We start from the raw sequence: 18810 nt of genomic DNA on the forward strand, positions 1-18810 counted from the left end.
CTCACCCTACGGGGCGCTCGCGCTGTCCGGGCAGCACGGGTCGTCCCACTCCGCGGCCGACCGGGGTCTCCGCCAGCCGGGAGGCATACGCGTCCGACTGGGGTTTGCCCGCATCGCCCGCTTCCGCCGTCGCCAGGCCGTGGCCGGCCAGTGCGGCGGCGGAGAACCGCTCCGCGCCGCCCGCCCCCAGCGCCGCCCGCTCCCGCTCGGGCCGCTCGGCCCGCTCCGGTCTGAGCGCGGGCTCGGGTGCCCCGTTCTGCGGCCGGCGCGCACGGTAGGCCGCGCGGTAGGCGGCGGGCGAGGCGCCCAGCTGCCGCCGGAAGTGGCCGCGCAGGGCGACCGGCGAGCGGAACCCGCAGCGCCCGGCGACCTCGTCCACCGAATAGTCGGAGGTCTCCAGCAGCCGCTGGGCCTGCAGCACCCGCTGAGTGATCAGCCACTGCAGAGGAGCGCTGCCCGTCAGGGAGCGGAAGCGCCGGTCGAAGGTGCGCCGGCTCATGTACGCGCGCGCGGCGAGGGTCTCCACGTCGAACTGCTCGTGGAGGTGCTCCAGCGCCCAGGCGACGACCTCCGCGAGCGGGTCGGCGCCGATCTCTTCTGGTAATGACCTGTCCAGGTAGCGCTGGTGCCCCATGTCGGAGGCGGTCCGGCGGGGCGGTACGACCAGCCGGCGGGCCAGCGCGTTCGCGGCGTCCGCGCCGTGGTCGGTGCGCACGATGTGCAGGCACAGGTCGATTCCCGCCGCGGTCCCCGCGGAGGTGAGCACGTCGCCGTCGTCGACGAAGAGCTCGCGGGGGTCGACATGGACGGACGGATAACGCTTGGCGAGCGTCGGCGCGTACATCCAATGGGTCGTGGCCGGTCGGCCGTCGAGAAGTCCGGCCGCGGCGAGGACGAACGCCCCCGTGCACAGCCCGACGATTCTGGCCCCCTCTTCATGCGCCCGGCGCAGCGCGTCGAGCGCGGCGGGCGGTGGGGCCTGTGTGATGGAACGCCAGGCCGGCACGACGACCGTCCCGGCACGGGAGATCGCCTCCAGCCCGTAGGGGGCGGATAGTTCGAGCCCCCCGGTCGTGCGCAAAGGCGCATCTTCGCCCGCGCACACAAGTAGCCGGTACCTCGGAACGCCGGCGTCCTGTCGGTCGATGCCGAAGACCGAGAGCGGAATGGAGCTCTCGAAAATAGGTCCGCCGCTGAAGAGGAGCACCGCGACTATTTCGCGGCGTCGTCGGGCGGCGAGCTTGCGTGCGGCATCTGGTACGGCAGCGGAGTCCTGGCTCATGGCACTTAAGCCCCCCTCGGTCGTCTCGCCCTCTCGGTCCTGCACAGTTCCCCCGCCGTAACTACCAAGATCGAATCTACTGTGTTCCGTGAGGATGGAGTGCCAAGTTCACCACCCACTGGTATGTCGATATGGCAACTTGGCGCGAAGCATTCGATCACGAAGCGTTCCACTCGTCGGGCCTGCATGGGAAGTACGCGTCTCGGCTCTGCCCGTTCGCAGTAGGACACAACCATGCCCAGCGGTCCTTTCCTCCCTGCTCACACAAGGGTTGAGGGGGGTCCGGGGCAAGGTGGGGGACCCGGCCGGAAGTTGGCTGAAAACGGTCGCGCGCGGACTTGCGAGCGCCTCAATCGACCGGCGTACGCCCTTCGGAATGGCGTCCGCCTCTGCGCGCCGCTACCCCTGAACGCCCCCTTTTGTCCCGGTGGCGTCCGGTGTCGCGGGTGCGCTTCCGGGCGGCGGTCCGTTCGGATCGCCGCAGCAGTGCGCGGCAGGCGCAGGTCAGCGCCGCGAGGCCGGCGGCGGTGCCGGCCGCGCCGGCCCAGGAGGCGCCGCTGGCGAGCAGGACGAGCGGCACCAGGGCGCATCCGAACGCGCCCCAGCGCACGACATCGCTCACTGGGTCGGGTGATCTGTCCGGCCGCGACGGCATCTCGTACTCCCCTCGGACGGGCTGCTACTACAACGCCGCCGACGATCATGGGTCACCGCGAGGGGGTACGTACGGGGGCAGGCCGGGGCATTGCCTTCCGCGCCACGCTCCGGCATGCTCCGGGGAACGTTCGAGGCCCCGCCCCGCCTCGCACGGGCGCCCGGCGCCCGCGGCAGGCTCTGGGCAGCGGGGGAGTGGAGCCGTACTCTTGGGGTATCGACTTGGAAAGATGATTCCCAGTCGTATTGTTCCTCATTGAACTATGGCTCCCGCGCCTCGATAGAGCCAGCTCAGTCAACTGCCGGATCAAGTCAATCGCCGTTCCCCGTTCGCCCCTCCGCAAGAGGACGCCTTCGCCGAGACACCCATGGCCGGTCACGAATTCCCCGAACCCGCGGACCGCAAGCAGGTCGCCGAACCGACGGCGGACCTGGAAGCGGCGGAAGAGCCACGACACTCCTGCGACCCCGTGTTCCGGCACGGCGTCGTGGTCGGCTTCGACGGTTCCATGTCGAGCGAGCGAGCGTTGGCGTATGCAATCGGTATCGCACGGCGCCACAGCGCCGGGCTGATCATCGTCCACGTGGCCAACCGGCTGCCGACGACGGTCTGGGCGGGCTGCGAGCCCCCGGTCTTCGTGGACGTGCCGGACCACCGCACCGAAGTGCTCGGCCTGGAGCTCGCCTGCGCCGACCACCTCAGCGAGGTGCCCTGGATCCTCGTCGAGCGCGGCGGCGACATCTGCCATGAGCTGGAGGAGGTCGGCCGGGAGTACGAGGCCGACGCGATCGTGGTCGGCTCCACGCACGGCATCGTCGGCCGGATCTTCGGCTCGGTCGCCGGCCGGCTGGCCCGCCGGGCGCAGCGCCCGGTGATCGTGATTCCCTGACCCGCGCCGGCGGCTTCGCCGCGTGGTCATCTCTCCTCGCGCCACGCATAGTTGAGGGCGCGGCATGGACGTCGTGCGCGGCGACTTCTCCCTCTCCGCCGCTGCGCGGAGGTGGATTACGCGCCCCTGAGGGGTAGAAAACGGTCACGTGGGCGCGCCGCGTCACGGGCCCGGGCGGCCGCGCGCACGGCAACTGCGTGCTGCCGGCCGGGAGGTGACGGTTCCCGGGGCGGCGGCATCCCGCCGGCGTTTGGGCGATGCCGGCGCAGGGGAGGCGGTGCTCCGCGCGTATGGTGGCACGCGCGGGCCACCGCCCCCTCTTTGCGTCCTTAAGGTTTTGCGTCCTTAAGGCCGCGACTACTCCACGGTCACCGACTTGGCGAGGTTGCGGGGCTTGTCGATGTCCCGGCCGAGGGCCAACGCCGTGTGGTAGGCGAGCAGTTGGAGCGGGATGCCCATCAGGATCGGGTCCAGCTCGGGCTCGTTCTTCGGGACGACGATGGTGTGGTCGGCCTTCTCCTGCTCCTGGTGCGCGACGGCCAGGATGCGGCCGCTGCGGGCCTTGATCTCCTCCAGCGCGGCGCGGTTCTTCTCCAGCAGGTCGTCGTCCGGGACGATGGCGACGGTCGGCATCGCGGGCTCGATGAGGGCCAGCGGGCCGTGCTTGAGCTCGGAGGCCGGGTAGGCCTCGGCGTGGATGTAGGAGACCTCCTTGAGCTTCAGCGAGGCCTCGCGGGCCACCGGGTAGCCGCGCACCCGGCCGATGAACATCATCGACTTGGCGTCGGCGTAGTGGGCCGCCAGCTTCTTGACCTCGTCCTCGCCCTTGAGGATCTCGTCGATCTGCCCAGGCAGCTTGCGCAGGCCCTCGATGATCCGCTTGCCGTCGGCGACGGACAGGTCGCGGATGCGGCCCAGGTGCAGGGCGAGCAGCGCGAAGGAGACCACCATGTTGGTGAAGCACTTGGTGGAGACCACGCAGACCTCGGGGCCGGCGTGCACGTAGATGCCGCCGTCGGTCTCCCGGGCGATCGCCGAGCCGACCACGTTCACCAGGCCCAGCACCCGCGCGCCCTTGCGCTTGAGCTCCTGGACGGCCGCGAGGACGTCGTAGGTCTCACCGGACTGGGAGACCGCCACGTACAGCGTGTCGGGGTCCACGACCGGGTTGCGGTAGCGGAACTCGGAGGCCGGCTCGGCGTCCGAGGGGATCCGGGCCAGCTCCTCGATCATCTGCGCGCCGATCTGGCCGGCGTGGTACGAGGTGCCGCAGCCCAGGATCTTCACCCGGCGCACCCCGCGCGCCTCGCGGGCGTCGAGGTTCAGGCCGCCGAGGTGCACGGTGGAGAAGCGGTCGTCGATCCGGCCGCGCAGCGCGCGGTCCACCGCGTCGGCCTGCTCGGAGATCTCCTTGTGCATGTACGTGTCGTGGCCGCCCATGTCGTAGGACTCGGCCGCGTACTCGACGGTCTCCGGCGTCGCCGTCGTACGGGAGCCCTCGGTGGTGTACGTGCGGTAGTCGTCGGCCTTGAGGGTGGCCATCTCGCCGTCGTCGAGGGTGACGACCTGGCGGGTGTGCGAGACCAGCGCGGCGACGTCGGAGGAGACGAACATCTCGTGCTCGCCGATGCCCAGGACGACCGGGGAGCCGTTGCGGGCGACGACGATGCGGTCGGTGAAGTCGGCGTGCAGCACGGCGATGCCGTAGGTGCCCTCGATGTGCCGCAGCGCCTCGCGGACCCGCTCCTCCAGCGTCTCGGCCCCGGAGCGGCCGATCAGGTGGGCCAGCACCTCGGTGTCGGTCTCGGAGGCGAACTCCACGCCGTCGGCGATCAGACGGGCGCGCAGCTCGGCGGCGTTGTCGATGATGCCGTTGTGGACGACGGCGACCTTGCCGGTGGCGTCCTGGTGCGGGTGGGCGTTCTCGTCGGTGGGCGCGCCGTGGGTGGCCCAGCGGGTGTGCGCGATGCCGGTGGTGCCCGCGAAGCGCTTGGGCAGGCGGGACTCCAGCTCGCGGACCCGGCCCTTGGCCTTGGCGGTCTTCAGACCCCCGGCCTTTCCGGTGCCGCTCGCGTGGATGGCGATACCGGCCGAGTCGTAGCCGCGGTACTCCAGGCGCTGGAGGCCTTCGAGGAGCAGCGGAGCGACATCACGTTTGCCGATATACCCAACGATCCCGCACATACAGTGACCCTCCGAGAAAGACAGTTGTCGTCGGTTGAAGACGGTGTGCCGATGAAAGACGTTGCGTCGGTCGCCGTGTCCGGCGCGCCGTTCGGGTGTCAGCCGTAGACCATGCGGCGCAGCTGGCGGGGCGAGAGATCGGGCGGCGCCACGGCGCGATGCGGCATCTCCTGGCGGATCCGTTCGAAGATCGCCTCGTTGCGCAGCCCCTGGGACTGCAGCTCGCGATGGCGTCTGCGGACGAACTCCTCCGTCGTCTCGTCGAAGTAGGCCAGCACGTCGAGCACCACCCGGGCGGCCTCACCGCGCTGCAGCGGTGTGCTGCGCACCAGGTGGTCCACCAGGTCATCGTGCGGCGCGTCAGCGCTGCGGTTACGGCGTTCGAGCACCCGTCGATACTGCGGGGCCGCGCGAGGATTCGCAAGAAATCTGCCCGGAATCGGGCAGGTCCCCGGTTTGGGTGCGGGAAAGTGGTCTACACCTTGACCCCTGATCCAGGCTCGCGGTACGCATGGTCACCGCTCGGTCGCTCCATGCCATGCACGGTGTCACGCACGCACGCTGCCATGAACGACGTTCGCCGAAGGGACCGTCGATGAGACGACGCAGACTGCTGTTCTCGTTGCTGCTGGTCGCGGCCGCGGGGCTGGGAACCGCCGCCGTACCCCCGCAGGGCGCCGCCGGCGGCGCCGGCCAGGCCGCCACCCCGCTGGACCAGGTGGTCCCCGCGCCCGCCTCCGTGCGCGGCGGCAAAAGCGGGTTCACCCTCGGCGAGGGCACCCGGATCCGGGTGCCCGGCGGCTCCGGCGAGGCCAGGCGGATCGCCGGCTATCTGGCGGGGCTGCTGCGCCCTGCCACCGGCTACGACCTGCCGGTGACCACCAAGGGCGGCCCGGACGGCATCGTCCTGCGGCTCGGCGGCCGCGGCACGGGCGGGCTGGGCGCGGAGGGCTACCGGCTGACCTCCGGCAGCCGCGCGGTCACCATCAGCGCCGCCCGCCCGGCCGGCCTCTTCCACGGCGTGCAGACCCTGCGCCAGCTGCTGCCCGCCGGCGCCGAGCGGCACGGCGCCGGGCCCGGCCCCTGGCGGATCGCCGGCGGCACCATCGCCGACTCCCCGCGCTACGGCTACCGCGGCGCGATGCTCGACGTCTCGCGGCACTTCTTCACCGTCGAGCAGGTCAAGCGCTATATCGACCAGCTCGCCGCATACAAGATCAACAAGCTGCATCTGCACCTGTCCGACGACCAGGGCTGGCGGATCGCGATCGAGTCCTGGCCGCGGCTGGCGACCTACGGCGGCTCCACCCAGGTCGGCGGCGGCCCCGGCGGCCACTACACCAAGGACGACTACCGCGAGATCGTCCGCTACGCAGCCGACCGCTACCTCACCGTCGTCCCCGAGATCGACATGCCGGGCCACACCAACGCGGCCCTGGCCTCCTACGCCGAGCTCAACTGCAACGGCCAGGCGCCGCCGCTCTACACCGGCACCAACGTCGGCTTCAGCTCGCTGTGCGTGCCCAAGGCGGTGACCTACGACTTCGTCGACGACGTGCTCCGCGAGATCGCGGCGCTCACCCCCGGCCCCTACCTCCACATCGGCGGCGACGAGGCGCACTCCACCAGCCACGAGGACTACGTCGCCTTCATGGACAAGGTGCAGCCGGTGGTCGCCAAGTACGGCAAGACCGTGATCGGCTGGCACCAGCTGACCGGAGCGCACCCGGCGAAGGGCGCCGTCGCCCAGTACTGGGGCTACGACAAGACCGGCGCGCAGGAGCAGGCCCAGGTCGTCGACGCGGCCCGCAACGGCACCCCGCTGATCCTCTCGCCCGCCGACCGGGCCTACCTGGACATGAAGTACGACAAGAACACGCCGCTGGGGCTGTCCTGGGCCGGCTTCGTCGACGCCAGGCGCTCCTACGACTGGGACCCGGGCCGCTACCTCAAGGGCGCCCCCGAGGGGTCGGTCCTGGGTGTCGAGGCACCCATGTGGACCGAGACCCTCTCGACCTCGGCGCACCTGGAGTACATGGCCTTCCCGCGGCTGCCGGGCATCGCGGAGCTGGGCTGGTCCCCGGCGAGCACCCACGACTGGGAGACGTACAAGTACCGGCTGGCGGCCCAGGGCCCGCGCTGGGACGCGCTGGGCATCAACTACTACCGCTCGCCGGAGGTGCCGTGGCCCCATCGGGGGTGAGCCGATGAGGCCCACCGGGCCGTGGTGGGCTTCGTCGCCGGCTGCGGCCCGGTGGGACCCAGGGTCCGTCCTCGAACTCCCCCAGCTACCGCTGGGAGGTGCCCCCAGACGGGCTGGATCAGGTGAGGCCCAGCTCCCGGGCGATCAGCATCCGCTGGACCTCGCTGGTGCCCTCGCCGATCTCCAGGATCTTGGCGTCCCGCCACATCCGGGCGACCGGGTACTCGTTCATGAAGCCGTAGCCGCCGTGGATCTGGGTGGCCTCGCGGGCGTTGTCCACCGCGATCTCGGAGGAGTAGAGCTTGGCGAGCGCGGCTTCCTTCTTGAAGGGCTCGCCGTGCACCAGCCGGGAGGCGGCGTCGCGCCAGGCCAGCCGGGAGGTGTGTGCGCGCATCTCCATGTCGGCGAGCTTGAACTGGATCGCCTGGTTGGCGCCGATCGGCCGCCCGAAGGCCCGCCGCTCCTTGGCGTAGGCGACCGACTCGTCCACACAGCCCTGTGCGAGGCCGGTGGCCAGCGCAGCGATGGCGATCCGGCCCTCGTCCAGGATGCGCAGGAACTGGGCGTAGCCGCGGGCCTCCTCGCCCAGCAGGTTGCCGGCCGGGACCCGGACGTCGGAGAACGACAGCTCACGGGTGTCCGAGGCGCTCCAGCCGACCTTGGAGTACGGGGCGCCGACCGTGAAGCCGGGTGTGCCGGACGGCACCATGATCGAGGAGATCAGCGGGCTGCCATCGTCCTTGCGGCCGGTCACCGCGGTGACCGTCACCACTCCCGTGATGTCCGTACCGGAGTTGGTGATGAAGCACTTGCTGCCGTTGATCACCCAGTCCTGGCCGTCGCGCACCGCGGTCGTGCGGGTGGCGCCCGCGTCCGAGCCGCCGTCCGGCTCGGTCAGGCCGAAGGCGCCGAGCATCTCCCCGCTGCACAGCTTGGGCAGCCACTCGCGCTTCTGCTCCTCGGTGCCGAAGCGGTAGACCGGCATGGCGCCCAGGGAGACGCCGGCCTCCAGGGTGATGGCCACCGACGAGTCGACCCGGGCCAGCTCCTCCAGGGCGATCCCGAGCGCGAGGTAGTCGCCGCCCATGCCGCCGTACTCCTCGGGGAACGGCAGGCCGAACAGGCCCATCCGGCCCATCTCCTGCACGATCTCGTAGGGGAACGCATGCTGCTCGTAGTACTCGCCGATCTTCGGGGCGACGACGTCATGCGCGAACGCCTCGACCGTACGCCGGAGTTCTTCCAGCTCATCGGGCAGGCGGTGGTCCAGTGACATGGGGGTCACTCCTTGTGGGAGAGGGCTCGAAGGGTGCGCGAGGGGCTCGGCCGGCCCAGGGCCTTGGCCATCCACACGCTCGTGGCGACCAGTCGGTCCAGGTCGACGCCGGTCTCGATACCGAGGCCGTGCAACATCCACACGAGGTCTTCGGTGGCGAGGTTGCCGGTGGCGCTCTTGGCGTACGGGCAGCCGCCGAGGCCGCCCGCGGAGGCGTCGACGGTGGTGACGCCGTGCTGGAGGGCGGCGAGGGTGTTGGCGAGGGCCTGCCCGTAGGTGTCGTGGAAATGCACGCCCAGCCGGGAGGTGGGCACGCCGGCCTCGTTGAGGGAGGCGAGCAGGTGCTGGACGTGTCCGGGGGTGGCCACGCCGATGGTGTCGCCCAGGCTCAGCTCGTCGCAGCCCAGGTCCAGCAGCTCCCGGCAGACCCGTACGGTCTGCGCGAGCGGCACCGGGCCCTCCCAGGGGTCGCCGAAGCACATCGACAGATAGCCGCGGACATGGACCTTGGCGTCCTTGGCGCGCGCGACGACCGGGGCGAACATCGCCAGCGCCTCGTCGACCGTGCGGTTGAGGTTGGCCTTGGCGAACGACTCGGTGGCGCTGGCGAACACCGCGATCCGGCGGGCGCCCAGTGCCAGCGCGCGGTCCAGACCGCGTTCGTTGGGCACCAGCACCGGCAGCCGGTGCGGGTCGAGGTCGCCCAGCAGCGGGAACAGCTGCTCCGCGTCGGCGAGTTGGGGCACCCACTTGGGGTGCACGAAGCTGGTGGCCTCGACCGTCGGCAGGCCGGCGTCGGCGAGCCGGTGGACGAACTCGGCCTTGACCTCCGTGGGGACGACGGTCTGCTCGTTCTGCAGCCCGTCGCGTGCGCCCACCTCATGGATCGTCACGCGGGTGGGCAGGCTCTCCGCCCGGATCTCCATCGGCAGTCCGGCCGCGGTCATGACGTGCCCTCCTGCTCGCCCTCGGGTGTCTCATGGGGCGCGATCACGGCCAGGATCTGGTCCATGGCGACGGTCGTGCCCACGCCGACGTCCAGCTCGGTGACGGTCCCGGCGTGCGGTGCGGAGATGACGTGCTCCATCTTCATCGCCTCCACCACCAGCAGGCCCTGCCCGGCGGCCACCTCGTCGCCGACGGCGACCTTGACGACGGTGACGGTGCCCGGCATCGGGGCCGCCAGGGTGTCCGCGCCCTGTCCGCCCGCGGCCCCGCGCAGCGCCGCCGCCACCGGGTCGTGGTCGGTCACCTGCCAGGAGTCGCCGTCCCTGCCGAGCCAGTCGCCGCTGCGGTGGAAGGTGTGCAGGACCCCGTCGACGGTGATCCGTACGCGGTCCGGCTCGACCCGACCGGCCGGGGCGGCGGGCCGTACGTCGTAGTGCACCGGGTCGCGGCCCGGCACCCGCAGCCAGTGGCGGACCGGCGCCGGCTCGCCGCCCAGCCGGAAGCCGCTGGGCGCGGCGAACGGGTCGCGCCAGCCGCCCTGCGCCGCCGGGGGTTCCAGGGCGGCCTGCCGCACCGCCGCGGCCGCCGCGTACACCTCGTGCGGCACCTCGCCGTCGACCAGGCCGGCCGCCTCGCGCTCCACGAGCCCGGTGTCCATCTCGCCGGCGACCACGTCCGGGTGGGCCAGCAGCCGCCGCAGGAAGCCGGCGTTGGTGGTCACGCCCAGGGTGACCGTCTGCGCCAGCGCGGCCCGCAGCCGGCGCAGCGCGCTCGCCCGGTCCGGGCCGTGGGCGATGACCTTGGCGAGCATCGGGTCGTAGCGGCTGCCGACCTCGCCGCCCTCGGTCAGGCCGGAGTCAGTGCGGATCCCGCCGCCCTGCACCTCCTGCAGCGCCAGCACCGTGCCGCCGGTCGGCAGGAAGTCGCGGGCGGGGTCCTCGGCGCACAGTCGCGCCTCGATGGCGTGCCCGGTGAGGGTGATGTCCTCCTGGGCGAAGGGCAGGTGCTCGCCGGCCGCGACCCGCAGTTGCCACTCCACCAGGTCCAGGCCCGTGACCAGCTCGGTGACCGGGTGTTCGACCTGGAGGCGGGTGTTCATCTCCATGAAGAAGTACGAGGCCGGGTCCTTGCCGGGGACGATGAACTCGACGGTGCCGGCGCCGCGGTAGCCGCAGGAGCGGGCCGCCTGGACGGCCGCCTCGCCCATCGCGGCGCGGGTGGCCTCGTCCAGCAGGACCGAGGGGGCCTCCTCGATGATCTTCTGGTGGCGGCGCTGCAGGGAGCACTCGCGCTCGCCGAGGTGGACGACGTTGCCATGGCCGTCCGCGAGCACCTGGATCTCGATGTGCCGGGGGCGGTCGATCCAGCGCTCGACGAGCAGGGTGTCGTCGCCGAAGGAGGAGCGGGCCTCGCGGCGGGCGGCGGCGATCTCGTCGGCCAGCAGCGTCTCGTCGCGGACCAGCCGCATGCCCTTGCCGCCGCCGCCCGCCGACGGCTTGAGCAGCACGGGCAGGCCGATCTCCCGTGCGGCGGCGGCCAGTTGGCCGTCGTCCAGCCCGCTGCCCGAGGAGCCGGGGACGACCGGGACGCCGGCCGTGCGCACCGTCTCCTTGGCGCGGATCTTGTCGCCCATCAGCTCGATGGACTCCGCGGACGGGCCGATGAAGACCAGCCCCGCCGCCGCGCAGGCGCGGGCGAAGCCGGCGTTCTCGGCGAGGAAGCCGTAGCCGGGGTGGACCGCCTGTGCGCCGGTGCGCGCCGCCGCGTCCAGCAGCCGCTCCACCGACAGATAGCTCTCCGCGGCCGGGGCCGGGCCGATCCGTACGGCCGTGTCGGCCTCGCGGACGTGCCGGGCGTCGGCGTCCGCGTCGCTGTGGACGGCGATGGAGCGGATGCCGAGGGCGCGCAGCGTGCGGATCACACGGACCGCGATCTCGCCGCGGTTGGCGATCAGGACGCTGTCGAACATCGTCGTTGCCATGGGTGTGGGCATTCCCCTCATCAAGATCACATCCGGAAGACGCCGTAGCCGGGCGCCGCGGGGTCCCTTTGGGGGAGCGGGGCGTTGGCGCAGGCGGTCAGCGCCAGCCCCAGCACCTGCCGGGTCTCCAGCGGGTCGATCACGCCGTCGTCCCACAGCCGCGCGGTGGCGTAGTAGGCGTTGCCCTGGGTGTCGTACTGCTCGCGGACCGGCGCCTTGAAGGCGGCCTCCTCCTCGGCGCTCCACTCCTCGCCGCGTGCCTCCAGCTGGTCGCGCTTGACGGTCGCGAGGACGGAGGCGGCCTGTTCGCCGCCCATCACCGAGATCTTGGCGTTCGGCCACATCCACAAGAAGCGCGGCGAATAGGCCCGCCCGCACATGGAGTAGTTGCCCGCCCCGTACGAGCCGCCGATGACGACGGTCAGCTTCGGGACGCGGGTGCAGGCCACCGCCGTCACCATCTTCGCGCCGTGCTTGGCGATGCCGCCCGCCTCGTAGGAGCGGCCGACCATGAAGCCGGAGATGTTCTGCAGGAACAGCAGGGGGATGCCGCGCTGGTCGCACAGCTCGATGAAGTGCGCGCCCTTCTGGGCGGATTCGGAGAACAGGATGCCGTTGTTGGCGACGATGCCGACCGGATGGCCGTGGATGTGGGCGAAGCCGGTGACCAGCGTCGTGCCGTACTCGGCCTTGAACTCCGCGAACCGCGAGCCGTCCACGATCCGCCCGATCACCTCGCGGACGTCGTAGGGGGTGCGGGAGTCCACCGGCACCGCGCCGTACAGCCCGGCCGGGTCGAGCTCGGGCTCGTCCGCCTTGCGCACCGTCCAGGGCAGCGGGGGCCGTTCGCCGAGCGTGGCGACGATGGTCCGCACGATCCGCAGCGCGTGCGCGTCGTCCTCGGCGAGGTGGTCGGTGACGCCGGAGACCTTGGAGTGCACCTCGCCGCCGCCCAGCTCCTCGGCCGTGACGACCTCGCCGGTCGCGGCCTTCACCAGCGGCGGTCCGCCCAGGAAGATCGTGCCCTGGTTGCGGACGATCACCGCCTCGTCGCTCATCGCGGGGACGTAGGCGCCGCCCGCCGTGCAGGAACCCAGGACGGCGGCGATCTGGGGGATGCCGGCGCCCGACATCCGGGCCTGGTTGTAGAAGATCCGCCCGAAGTGCTCGCGGTCCGGGAAGACCTCGTCCTGCATGGGCAGGAACGCGCCGCCGGAGTCGACGAGATACAGGCAGGGCAGGCGGTTCTCCAGGGCGATCTCCTGGGCCCGCAGATGCTTCTTGACCGTCATCGGGTAGTACGTGCCGCCCTTGACCGTGGCGTCGTTGGCGATGATCAGCGCCTCGCGGCCGCTGACCCGGCCGATGCCCGCGATCACCCCGGCGGCCGGCGCCGCGCCCGCGTACATGCCCTCCGCCGCCAGCGGCGCCACCTCCAGGAACGGCGAGCCGGGGTCCAGGAGGGCGTCCACCCGGTCCCTGGGCAGCAGCTTGCCGCGTGCGGTGTGCCGTGTCCTGGCCTTCTCGCCGCCGCCCAGCCGGGCCGCCGCGAGCTTCTCGCGCAGTTCGGCGGCCAGCTCGCGGTGCGCGGCCTCGTTGGCCCGCCAGGAGTCGGACGCCGGAACGGCCGCGCTCCCCAGCACCGGTGCCTGTTCCATCAGTACGAGCCCCCTTGCTCGATCACCTGCCCCGGCGCCGCGATCGGCGTCCGCCGGGCCATCCGGGTTAATGGCCGTTAACCTCATTTCCCTCAGGTTAACGAGCACTAACCCGGCTGTCTACAATCGACGTCATGAGTAATGCGCAGGCCTCCGCCCCGAACAGCCGCCGCGAGCAGATCCTCAAGGAGGCCGCCCGGCTCTTCGCCGAGCGTGGTTTCCACGGCGTCGGCGTCGACGAGATAGGGGCGGCCGTGGGCATCTCCGGCCCCGGCCTCTACCGGCACTTCGCCGGCAAGGACGCGATGCTCGCCGAGCTGCTGGTCGGCATCAGCGAGCGGCTGCTCGCGGGAGGCCGGATGCGGGTCGCGGAGGGCGGCGAGAGCCCCGAGGCGGTGCTGCGCGCGCTGATCGACGGCCATATCGACTTCGCGCTGGACGACCGGCCGCTGATCACCGTGCACGACCGCGAGCTGGACCGGCTGCGCGAGGCCGACCGCAAGCGGGTGCGCCAGCTCCAGCGGCAGTACGTCGAGCTGTGGGTGGGGGTCGTCCGCCAGGTCCACCCCGGGCCCTCCGAGTCCCAGGCCCGCGCCGCGGTGCACGCCGTCTTCGGCCTGCTGAACTCCACCCCCCACCTGGGCCGCCCCGGCTCCCTGCCGGGCCGTACGGAGATGGCGGAGCTGCTGCACCGGCTGGCGCTGGGGGCCTTCGGGGCGGTGGCCGACGAGTCGGCGAGCGGGGAGTCGGTGGCGCTGGGGGTGTCGGGCACATAGGGCGCGCCCCGGCCCGCACGGGTTTTCGTTGACCTCTGGACAGTTTTGGTGACCGGCCGGTAGCTTTCGCTGAGCAAGCGCTTAGATTCAGGCTTTGGCCGGTGAGCTGGAGGAGGCGACGCAGATGCGCCGTACGGTGTTCAACGAGGACCACGAGGCGTTCCGGGAGACCCTGCGCGCCTTCATCGAGGCCGAGGTCGTCCCCGTCTACGACGAGTGGTTCGCCGCGGGCCAGGCGCCGCGCGACTTCTACTACAAGCTCGCCGAGCTCGGCGTCTTCGGCATCCGCGTCGGCGAGGAGTACGGCGGCGCGGGCATCGACTCGTACAAGTTCGAGGCCGTGATGTACGAGGAGACCGCGCGTGCCGGCGTCTCCTTCGGTGGCTCCGGCGTGCATGTGCTGCTCGGCCTGCCGTACATCAAGATGCTCGCCACCGACGAGCAGAAGAAGCGGTTCCTGCCGAAGTTCGTCTCCGGTGAGGAGATGTGGGCGCTGGCGATGACCGAGCCGGGCACCGGCTCCGACCTCGCGGGCATGAAGACCACCGCCAAGCTCTCCGAGGACGGCACGCACTACGTCCTCAACGGCGCCAAGACCTTCATCACCGGCGGCGTCCACGCCGACCGCGTCATCGTCTGCGCCCGCACCGCCGCCCCGCGCGAGGACGACCGCCGCTTCGGCATCTCCCTCTTCGCCGTCGACACCAAGTCCGAGGGCTACTCCGTCGGCCGCAAGCTGGACAAGCTGGGCCTGAAGGTCTCCGACACCGCCGAGCTGGCCTTCGTCGACGTGCGGGTGCCGGTCGAGGACCTGCTGGGCGAGGAGAACAAGGGCTTCTCCTACCTCGGCCTCAACCTGGCCTCCGAGCGCTGGGGCATAGCCTTCGGCGCCTACGCGCAGGCCGCGGCGGCCGTCCGCTTCGCCACGCAGTACGTGCAGGAGCGCACCGTCTTCGGCAAGCCGGTCGCCGCCTTCCAGAACACCAAGTTCGAGCTGGCCGCCTGCCAGGCCGAGGTGGACGCCGCGCAGGCCGTCGCCGACCGCACCCTGGAGGCCCTCGACGCGGGTGAGCTGTCCCCGGCCGAGGCCGCCAGCGCCAAGCTGTTCTGCACCGAGGTCGCGCACCGCGTCATCGACCGCTGCCTGCAGCTGCACGGCGGCTACGGGTTCATGAACGAGTACCCGATCGCCCGCCTCTACGCCGACAACCGGGTGAACCGCATCTACGGCGGCACCAGCGAGATCATGAAGTCGATCATCGCCAAGTCGATGGGCCTGTAGGGGTCCCCCGCACGTGAACGACGCACTGCAGTCCCTGCTCGGTCTGCTCGCCCTGGAGCGGATCGAGCAGGACATCTTCCGCGGGCAGTCCCAGGCTTCGGTCGTACCCCGGGTCTTCGGCGGCCAGGTCGCCGCCCAGGCCCTGGTCGCGGCCGGGCGCACGGTTCCGGCCGACAGGCCGCCGCACTCCCTGCACGCGTACTTCCTGCGGCCGGGCGACCCCGGCGCGCCCATCGTCTACACCGTCGACCGCATCCGCGACGGCCGGTCCTTCACCACCCGCCGGGTCGTCGCCGTCCAGCACGGCCAGCCGATCTTCCACCTCTCCGCCTCCTTCCAGGTGCACGAGGAGGGGATGGAGCACCAGGAGCCGATGCCGGCGGCACCGGACCCGCTGCAACTGCCCACCGCCGCCGAGATGCTGCCCCGCTACGCCGACCGGTTCGCCGGCCCGGGGGTCGTCGACCGGCTGCTGGAAGCTCGGGCCGCGATCGATCTGCGGTACGTGGGCGAGCCGCCGTTCGGCACCGTCGGCGAGGTGCGCGAGCCCCGTTCCCAGGTCTGGTTCCGCACCCACGGCAAGCTGGAGGACGACGGGGAGATCCCCCGCCCCCTGCTGGACATCTGCCTGGTCACCTACGTCTCCGACATGACCCTGCTGGACTCCGTCCTGCTCGCTCACGGCCGGGGCGGCTGGGCGGTCGGCGACGTGGTCGGCGCGAGCCTGGACCACGCGATGTGGTTCCACCGGCCGCTGAGCGCCGACGAGTGGCTCCTGTACGACCAGGAGTCCCCCACCGCCCAGGGCGGCCGGGGACTGGGCAAGGGCCGGATCTTCACGGCCGACGGCCGACTGGCGGTCTCGGTGATCCAGGAGGGCGTGATCAGGGCTCCGCGCGCGCACTAGGCGAGTCGTGCCCCGGCCGCCGACGTCCCTGGTGCGTCGGCCGTCATCCCTTGCAGGTCGTATGGCCCTTGCAGCCCAGCTTGGCGCCGGTCAGCCTGGCGCCTTCCAGATAGGCGCCGGAGAGATCGGTGCGGGTGAGGTCGGCGTGGGTGAGGTCGGCCTCGACGAGGACGGAGCCGGAGAGGTCGGCGCCGGTGAGGTCGGCTCCGGAGAGCTCGGCGCGGCGCAGGTCGGCGCCGCGCAGACGCGCGCCGGTGAGATCGGCGTGGCGCAGGTCGGCGTGGGGGAGGTACGCGCCGGCGAGGGCCGGTCTGACGCCGGGGTGCGCCCTGCGCCAGTTGTTCCACTCCGCCACGCCGCGCTTGAGCAGGGCGATCTGGGCGGCGTCGGCCGGTGGCTCGTCGGCGGCCCGGGGAGCGGGGGCGCCTGGCGCGGTGGCCGCGGGGCTCGGGGTGGGGGTGCCCAGCACACAGGCGGCCGCGGCCAGGGCGACGGCCGCGGCCCGCAGGCCGGTGGGGGGAAGCGCGCGCATGGCTCATCCTTTCTGCCGGTGAAGCACGGACAGTCAAGATGGGAACACACTCCGCTGCCGATTTCTCGTCGGGCCGGTCGGGCCGATCGGCAGCCGACGGGGTCCCTCGGGCCCGGCCCGTCGGCCCCTCGGCCCCGTGCCCCAGCCGCCCGGCGCCCTCAGCCCAGCAGCCCCGCCGCGTCCAGCAGGTAGGCGGTCAGCGGGTCGTAGTAGCGCGGGCTGCGGACATGGTCGTCCAGGGGGATGGTCACCTGCAGCGTGCCCTCCGCCTCGGCGAGGAAGAGCGCCGGGTCGTTGCAGTCCGCGAAGCCCACCGCGTCCAGGCCGCGCTGGCCCGCGCAGCCCGCCCAGCCGTGGTCGGCCATCACCAGATCCGGCTGCGGCCGGCCCTCGCGCTCCAGCCCGTTGAGGATCGCGGCCATCGGCTCGGGGGAGTGGGTGTGCCACAGCGTCGCGCCGCGCTCCAGCATGGCCACGTCGCCGAACTGGAAGACCAGGCCGTCGTCCGCCTGCAGCCCGTCGGGAATGACGACGATCTCGCAGCCGGCCGCCCGCAGCGCCTCGGCCGTCGCACGGTGCACATCGAGCAGCCCGCCCGGATGGCCGGTCGCGAACAGCACGCTCTGCCGGTCGGCCGCCGCCTTGCGCAGCACCGCCGCCGTACGGTCCAGCGCGTCCACCGTCAGCTCCGGGTCGATGGTGTCCTGGCCCTGCCGGTGGTGCGGATCGTCGCTCACCCCGCAGCGCTCCGCCATCACGGCCAGCACGTCCTGCTCGTCCGACCACCGGTCGCCGAACTCCAGGCCGAACCAGTAGTGGCGGTCGCCGTTGGCGAGCCTGCGGTAGTGGGAGAGGTTGTTCTCGCGGGGAGTGGCGACATCACCGGCGATGCGGGTGCGGACGAGATGGTCGACGAGTTCGGCGCGCGAGGGGACGGCGGCTGCGGAGGCTATCGGCATAGCGCCATTGTGCCCGGACGGGTGATCCGGGGCGGGGCACTTCCACACCCCGGACGGTGCGGGGGCCGCCGGGCGGGCGCAGCGCACCGCGGCCCGGACGTCCGAGCGGGCGGGGGCGGGGAGCAGCGGAGCCACCCGCTGTCCAAAACGTCGAACGCGGTCGACCTCCCTGCCGAAAATGTCCATGGGCCGGACCGGTGCCCGTCCGTAACCTCACCCTCATGACCACCGCAGCCAGCGCATCCCACGAGCCCGTCGGCCCCGTCGACTCCTCCCGCGTCCCCCGCTACGCCGGGCCCGCGACCTTCGCCCGCCTGCCGCGCCTCGACGAGGTCGGCGGCCGCGCCGACGTGGCCGTCGTCGGTGTCCCCTTCGACACCGGTGTCTCCTACCGGCCCGGCGCCCGCTTCGGTGGCAACGCCATCCGCGAGGCCTCCCGCCTGCTGCGCCCGTACAACCCGGCCCAGGACGCCTCCCCCTTCGCGCTCGCCCAGGTCGCCGACGCCGGTGACATCGCCGCGAACCCGTTCAACATCAACGAGGCGGTCGAGACCATCGAGGCCGCGGCCGACGACCTGCTCGGCACCGGCGCCCGCATGATGACCCTCGGCGGCGACCACACCATCGCCCTGCCGATCCTGCGGTCGGTCGCCAAGAAGCACGGCCCGGTGGCCCTGCTCCACTTCGACGCCCACCTGGACACCTGGGACACCTACTTCGGCGCCGAGTACACCCACGGCACGCCGTTCCGCCGCGCCGTCGAGGAGGGCATCCTCGACACCTCCGCGCTCTCGCACGTCGGCACGCGCGGCCCGCTGTACGGCAAGAAGGACCTCGACGACGACGAGAAGATGGGCTTCGGCATCGTCACCTCCGCGGACGTCATGCGGCGCGGGGTGGACGAGGTCGCCGACCAGCTGCGCCAGCGCATCGGCGACCGCCCGCTGTACATCTCCATCGACATCGACGTGCTGGACCCGGCGCACGCGCCCGGCACCGGCACCCCCGAGGCGGGCGGCCTGACCTCCCGCGAGCTGCTGGAGATCGTGCGCGGACTGTCCTCCTGCAACCTGGTCTCGGCGGACGTGGTGGAGGTCGCTCCGGCGTACGACCACGCGGAGATCACCTGTGTGGCCGCCTCGCACACCGCGTACGAGCTGACGACGATCATGTCGCGGCAGATCGCCGCCGGCCGCCAGGGCTGACGGCCACCGTCCGCCGCGTGCGGACACGGTCCGGTACGGCACGACGACGGCCCGCCACGGAACGACCGTGGCG

General features: G+C 72.0%; 16 protein-coding genes. 6 read left to right on the forward strand and 10 right to left on the reverse strand.

Going from position 1 to position 18810, the window contains the following annotated elements; translation table 11 throughout:
* Position 1 precedes the first annotated feature (1 nt).
* Together ACFWZH_RS17205 and ACFWZH_RS17210 are read right to left on the reverse strand one after the other, a co-directional pair.
* Positions 2-1282 (reverse strand): GlxA family transcriptional regulator, encoded by a 1281-nt coding sequence (locus ACFWZH_RS17205; RefSeq protein WP_384430960.1) that lies wholly within the window; start codon positions 1280-1282, stop codon positions 2-4.
* 349 nt (positions 1283-1631) lie between these two features.
* Positions 1632-1904 carry a hypothetical protein gene (locus tag ACFWZH_RS17210; RefSeq protein ID WP_384430963.1) on the reverse strand — a complete coding sequence of 91 codons (273 nt, stop codon included), beginning with the start codon at positions 1902-1904 and terminating at the stop codon, positions 1632-1634.
* 400 nt (positions 1905-2304) lie between these two features.
* Here ACFWZH_RS17210 and ACFWZH_RS17215 point away from each other — a divergent pair, with 400 nt between their 5' ends.
* Entirely contained in the window at positions 2305-2826 is a 522-nt protein-coding gene (locus ACFWZH_RS17215) for a universal stress protein (RefSeq protein ID WP_384430966.1), read from the forward strand.
* Positions 2827-3183: 357 nt separating this feature from the next.
* On the opposite strand, the gene glmS is transcribed toward ACFWZH_RS17215, so the two are convergent.
* Together glmS and ACFWZH_RS17225 are read right to left on the reverse strand one after the other, a co-directional pair.
* Positions 3184-5010: a glutamine--fructose-6-phosphate transaminase (isomerizing) gene (gene glmS, locus ACFWZH_RS17220; protein WP_384430969.1), complete on the reverse strand. Its 1827-nt coding sequence runs from the start codon at positions 5008-5010 to the stop codon at positions 3184-3186.
* A 98-nt stretch (positions 5011-5108) separates the two neighbouring features.
* Positions 5109-5399 carry a hypothetical protein gene (locus ACFWZH_RS17225; RefSeq protein WP_384430972.1) on the reverse strand — a complete coding sequence of 97 codons (291 nt, stop codon included), beginning with the start codon at positions 5397-5399 and terminating at the stop codon, positions 5109-5111.
* A 206-nt stretch (positions 5400-5605) separates the two neighbouring features.
* Here ACFWZH_RS17225 and ACFWZH_RS17230 point away from each other — a divergent pair, with 206 nt between their 5' ends.
* Positions 5606-7213, forward strand: a complete 1608-nt coding sequence (locus ACFWZH_RS17230; RefSeq protein WP_384430974.1) for a beta-N-acetylhexosaminidase — start codon at positions 5606-5608, stop codon at positions 7211-7213.
* Positions 7214-7331: 118 nt separating this feature from the next.
* Here ACFWZH_RS17230 and ACFWZH_RS17235 read toward each other — a convergent pair whose 3' ends face one another.
* Genes ACFWZH_RS17235 through ACFWZH_RS17250 form a run of 4 tightly spaced genes read right to left on the reverse strand, consistent with a single transcriptional unit; the run spans position 7332 to position 13076 of the window.
* Positions 7332-8489 (reverse strand): acyl-CoA dehydrogenase family protein, encoded by a 1158-nt coding sequence (locus ACFWZH_RS17235; protein WP_384430977.1) that lies wholly within the window; start codon positions 8487-8489, stop codon positions 7332-7334.
* A gap of 5 nt (positions 8490-8494) precedes the next feature.
* The gene (locus ACFWZH_RS17240) at positions 8495-9436 is read right to left on the reverse strand and encodes a hydroxymethylglutaryl-CoA lyase (protein ID WP_384430979.1); all 942 of its coding nucleotides are present in this window, start codon (positions 9434-9436) and stop codon (positions 8495-8497) included.
* A complete protein-coding gene (locus ACFWZH_RS17245) occupies positions 9433-11418 on the reverse strand; it encodes an acetyl/propionyl/methylcrotonyl-CoA carboxylase subunit alpha (RefSeq protein ID WP_384430982.1) in 1986 nt (661 codons plus the stop codon). The genes ACFWZH_RS17240 and ACFWZH_RS17245 overlap by 4 nt, the downstream gene beginning before the upstream one ends.
* 26 nt (positions 11419-11444) lie before the next feature.
* Positions 11445-13076 carry a carboxyl transferase domain-containing protein gene (locus tag ACFWZH_RS17250; protein WP_384430984.1) on the reverse strand — a complete coding sequence of 544 codons (1632 nt, stop codon included), beginning with the start codon at positions 13074-13076 and terminating at the stop codon, positions 11445-11447.
* Positions 13077-13210: 134 nt separating this feature from the next.
* Between ACFWZH_RS17250 and ACFWZH_RS17255 the strand changes: the two genes are divergently transcribed.
* From ACFWZH_RS17255 to ACFWZH_RS17265, 3 genes are all read left to right on the forward strand, one after another.
* Entirely contained in the window at positions 13211-13852 is a 642-nt protein-coding gene (locus tag ACFWZH_RS17255) for a TetR/AcrR family transcriptional regulator (protein ID WP_384430987.1), read from the forward strand.
* Between the two features lie 124 nt (positions 13853-13976).
* Positions 13977-15134 (forward strand): acyl-CoA dehydrogenase family protein, encoded by a 1158-nt coding sequence (locus ACFWZH_RS17260; protein ID WP_384431239.1) that lies wholly within the window; start codon positions 13977-13979, stop codon positions 15132-15134.
* A 13-nt stretch (positions 15135-15147) separates the two neighbouring features.
* On the forward strand, positions 15148-16041 hold the full coding sequence (locus ACFWZH_RS17265) for an acyl-CoA thioesterase (RefSeq protein WP_384430990.1): 894 nt from the start codon (positions 15148-15150) through the stop codon (positions 16039-16041).
* 43 nt (positions 16042-16084) lie between these two features.
* On the opposite strand, the gene ACFWZH_RS17270 is transcribed toward ACFWZH_RS17265, so the two are convergent.
* Both ACFWZH_RS17270 and ACFWZH_RS17275 read right to left on the reverse strand, forming a co-directional pair.
* Positions 16085-16573 carry a pentapeptide repeat-containing protein gene (locus ACFWZH_RS17270; protein ID WP_384430992.1) on the reverse strand — a complete coding sequence of 163 codons (489 nt, stop codon included), beginning with the start codon at positions 16571-16573 and terminating at the stop codon, positions 16085-16087.
* Between the two features lie 158 nt (positions 16574-16731).
* Entirely contained in the window at positions 16732-17532 is an 801-nt protein-coding gene (locus ACFWZH_RS17275) for a phosphatase (protein ID WP_384430995.1), read from the reverse strand.
* A 221-nt stretch (positions 17533-17753) separates the two neighbouring features.
* Here ACFWZH_RS17275 and speB point away from each other — a divergent pair, with 221 nt between their 5' ends.
* Positions 17754-18737, forward strand: coding sequence for an agmatinase (speB, locus tag ACFWZH_RS17280; protein ID WP_384430997.1), 984 nt, complete (start codon positions 17754-17756; stop codon positions 18735-18737).
* Positions 18738-18810 lie beyond the last annotated feature (73 nt).

The sequence above is a fragment of the Streptomyces sp. NPDC059008 genome (assembly GCF_042749045.1).
Taxonomy (GTDB): domain Bacteria; phylum Actinomycetota; class Actinomycetes; order Streptomycetales; family Streptomycetaceae; genus Streptomyces.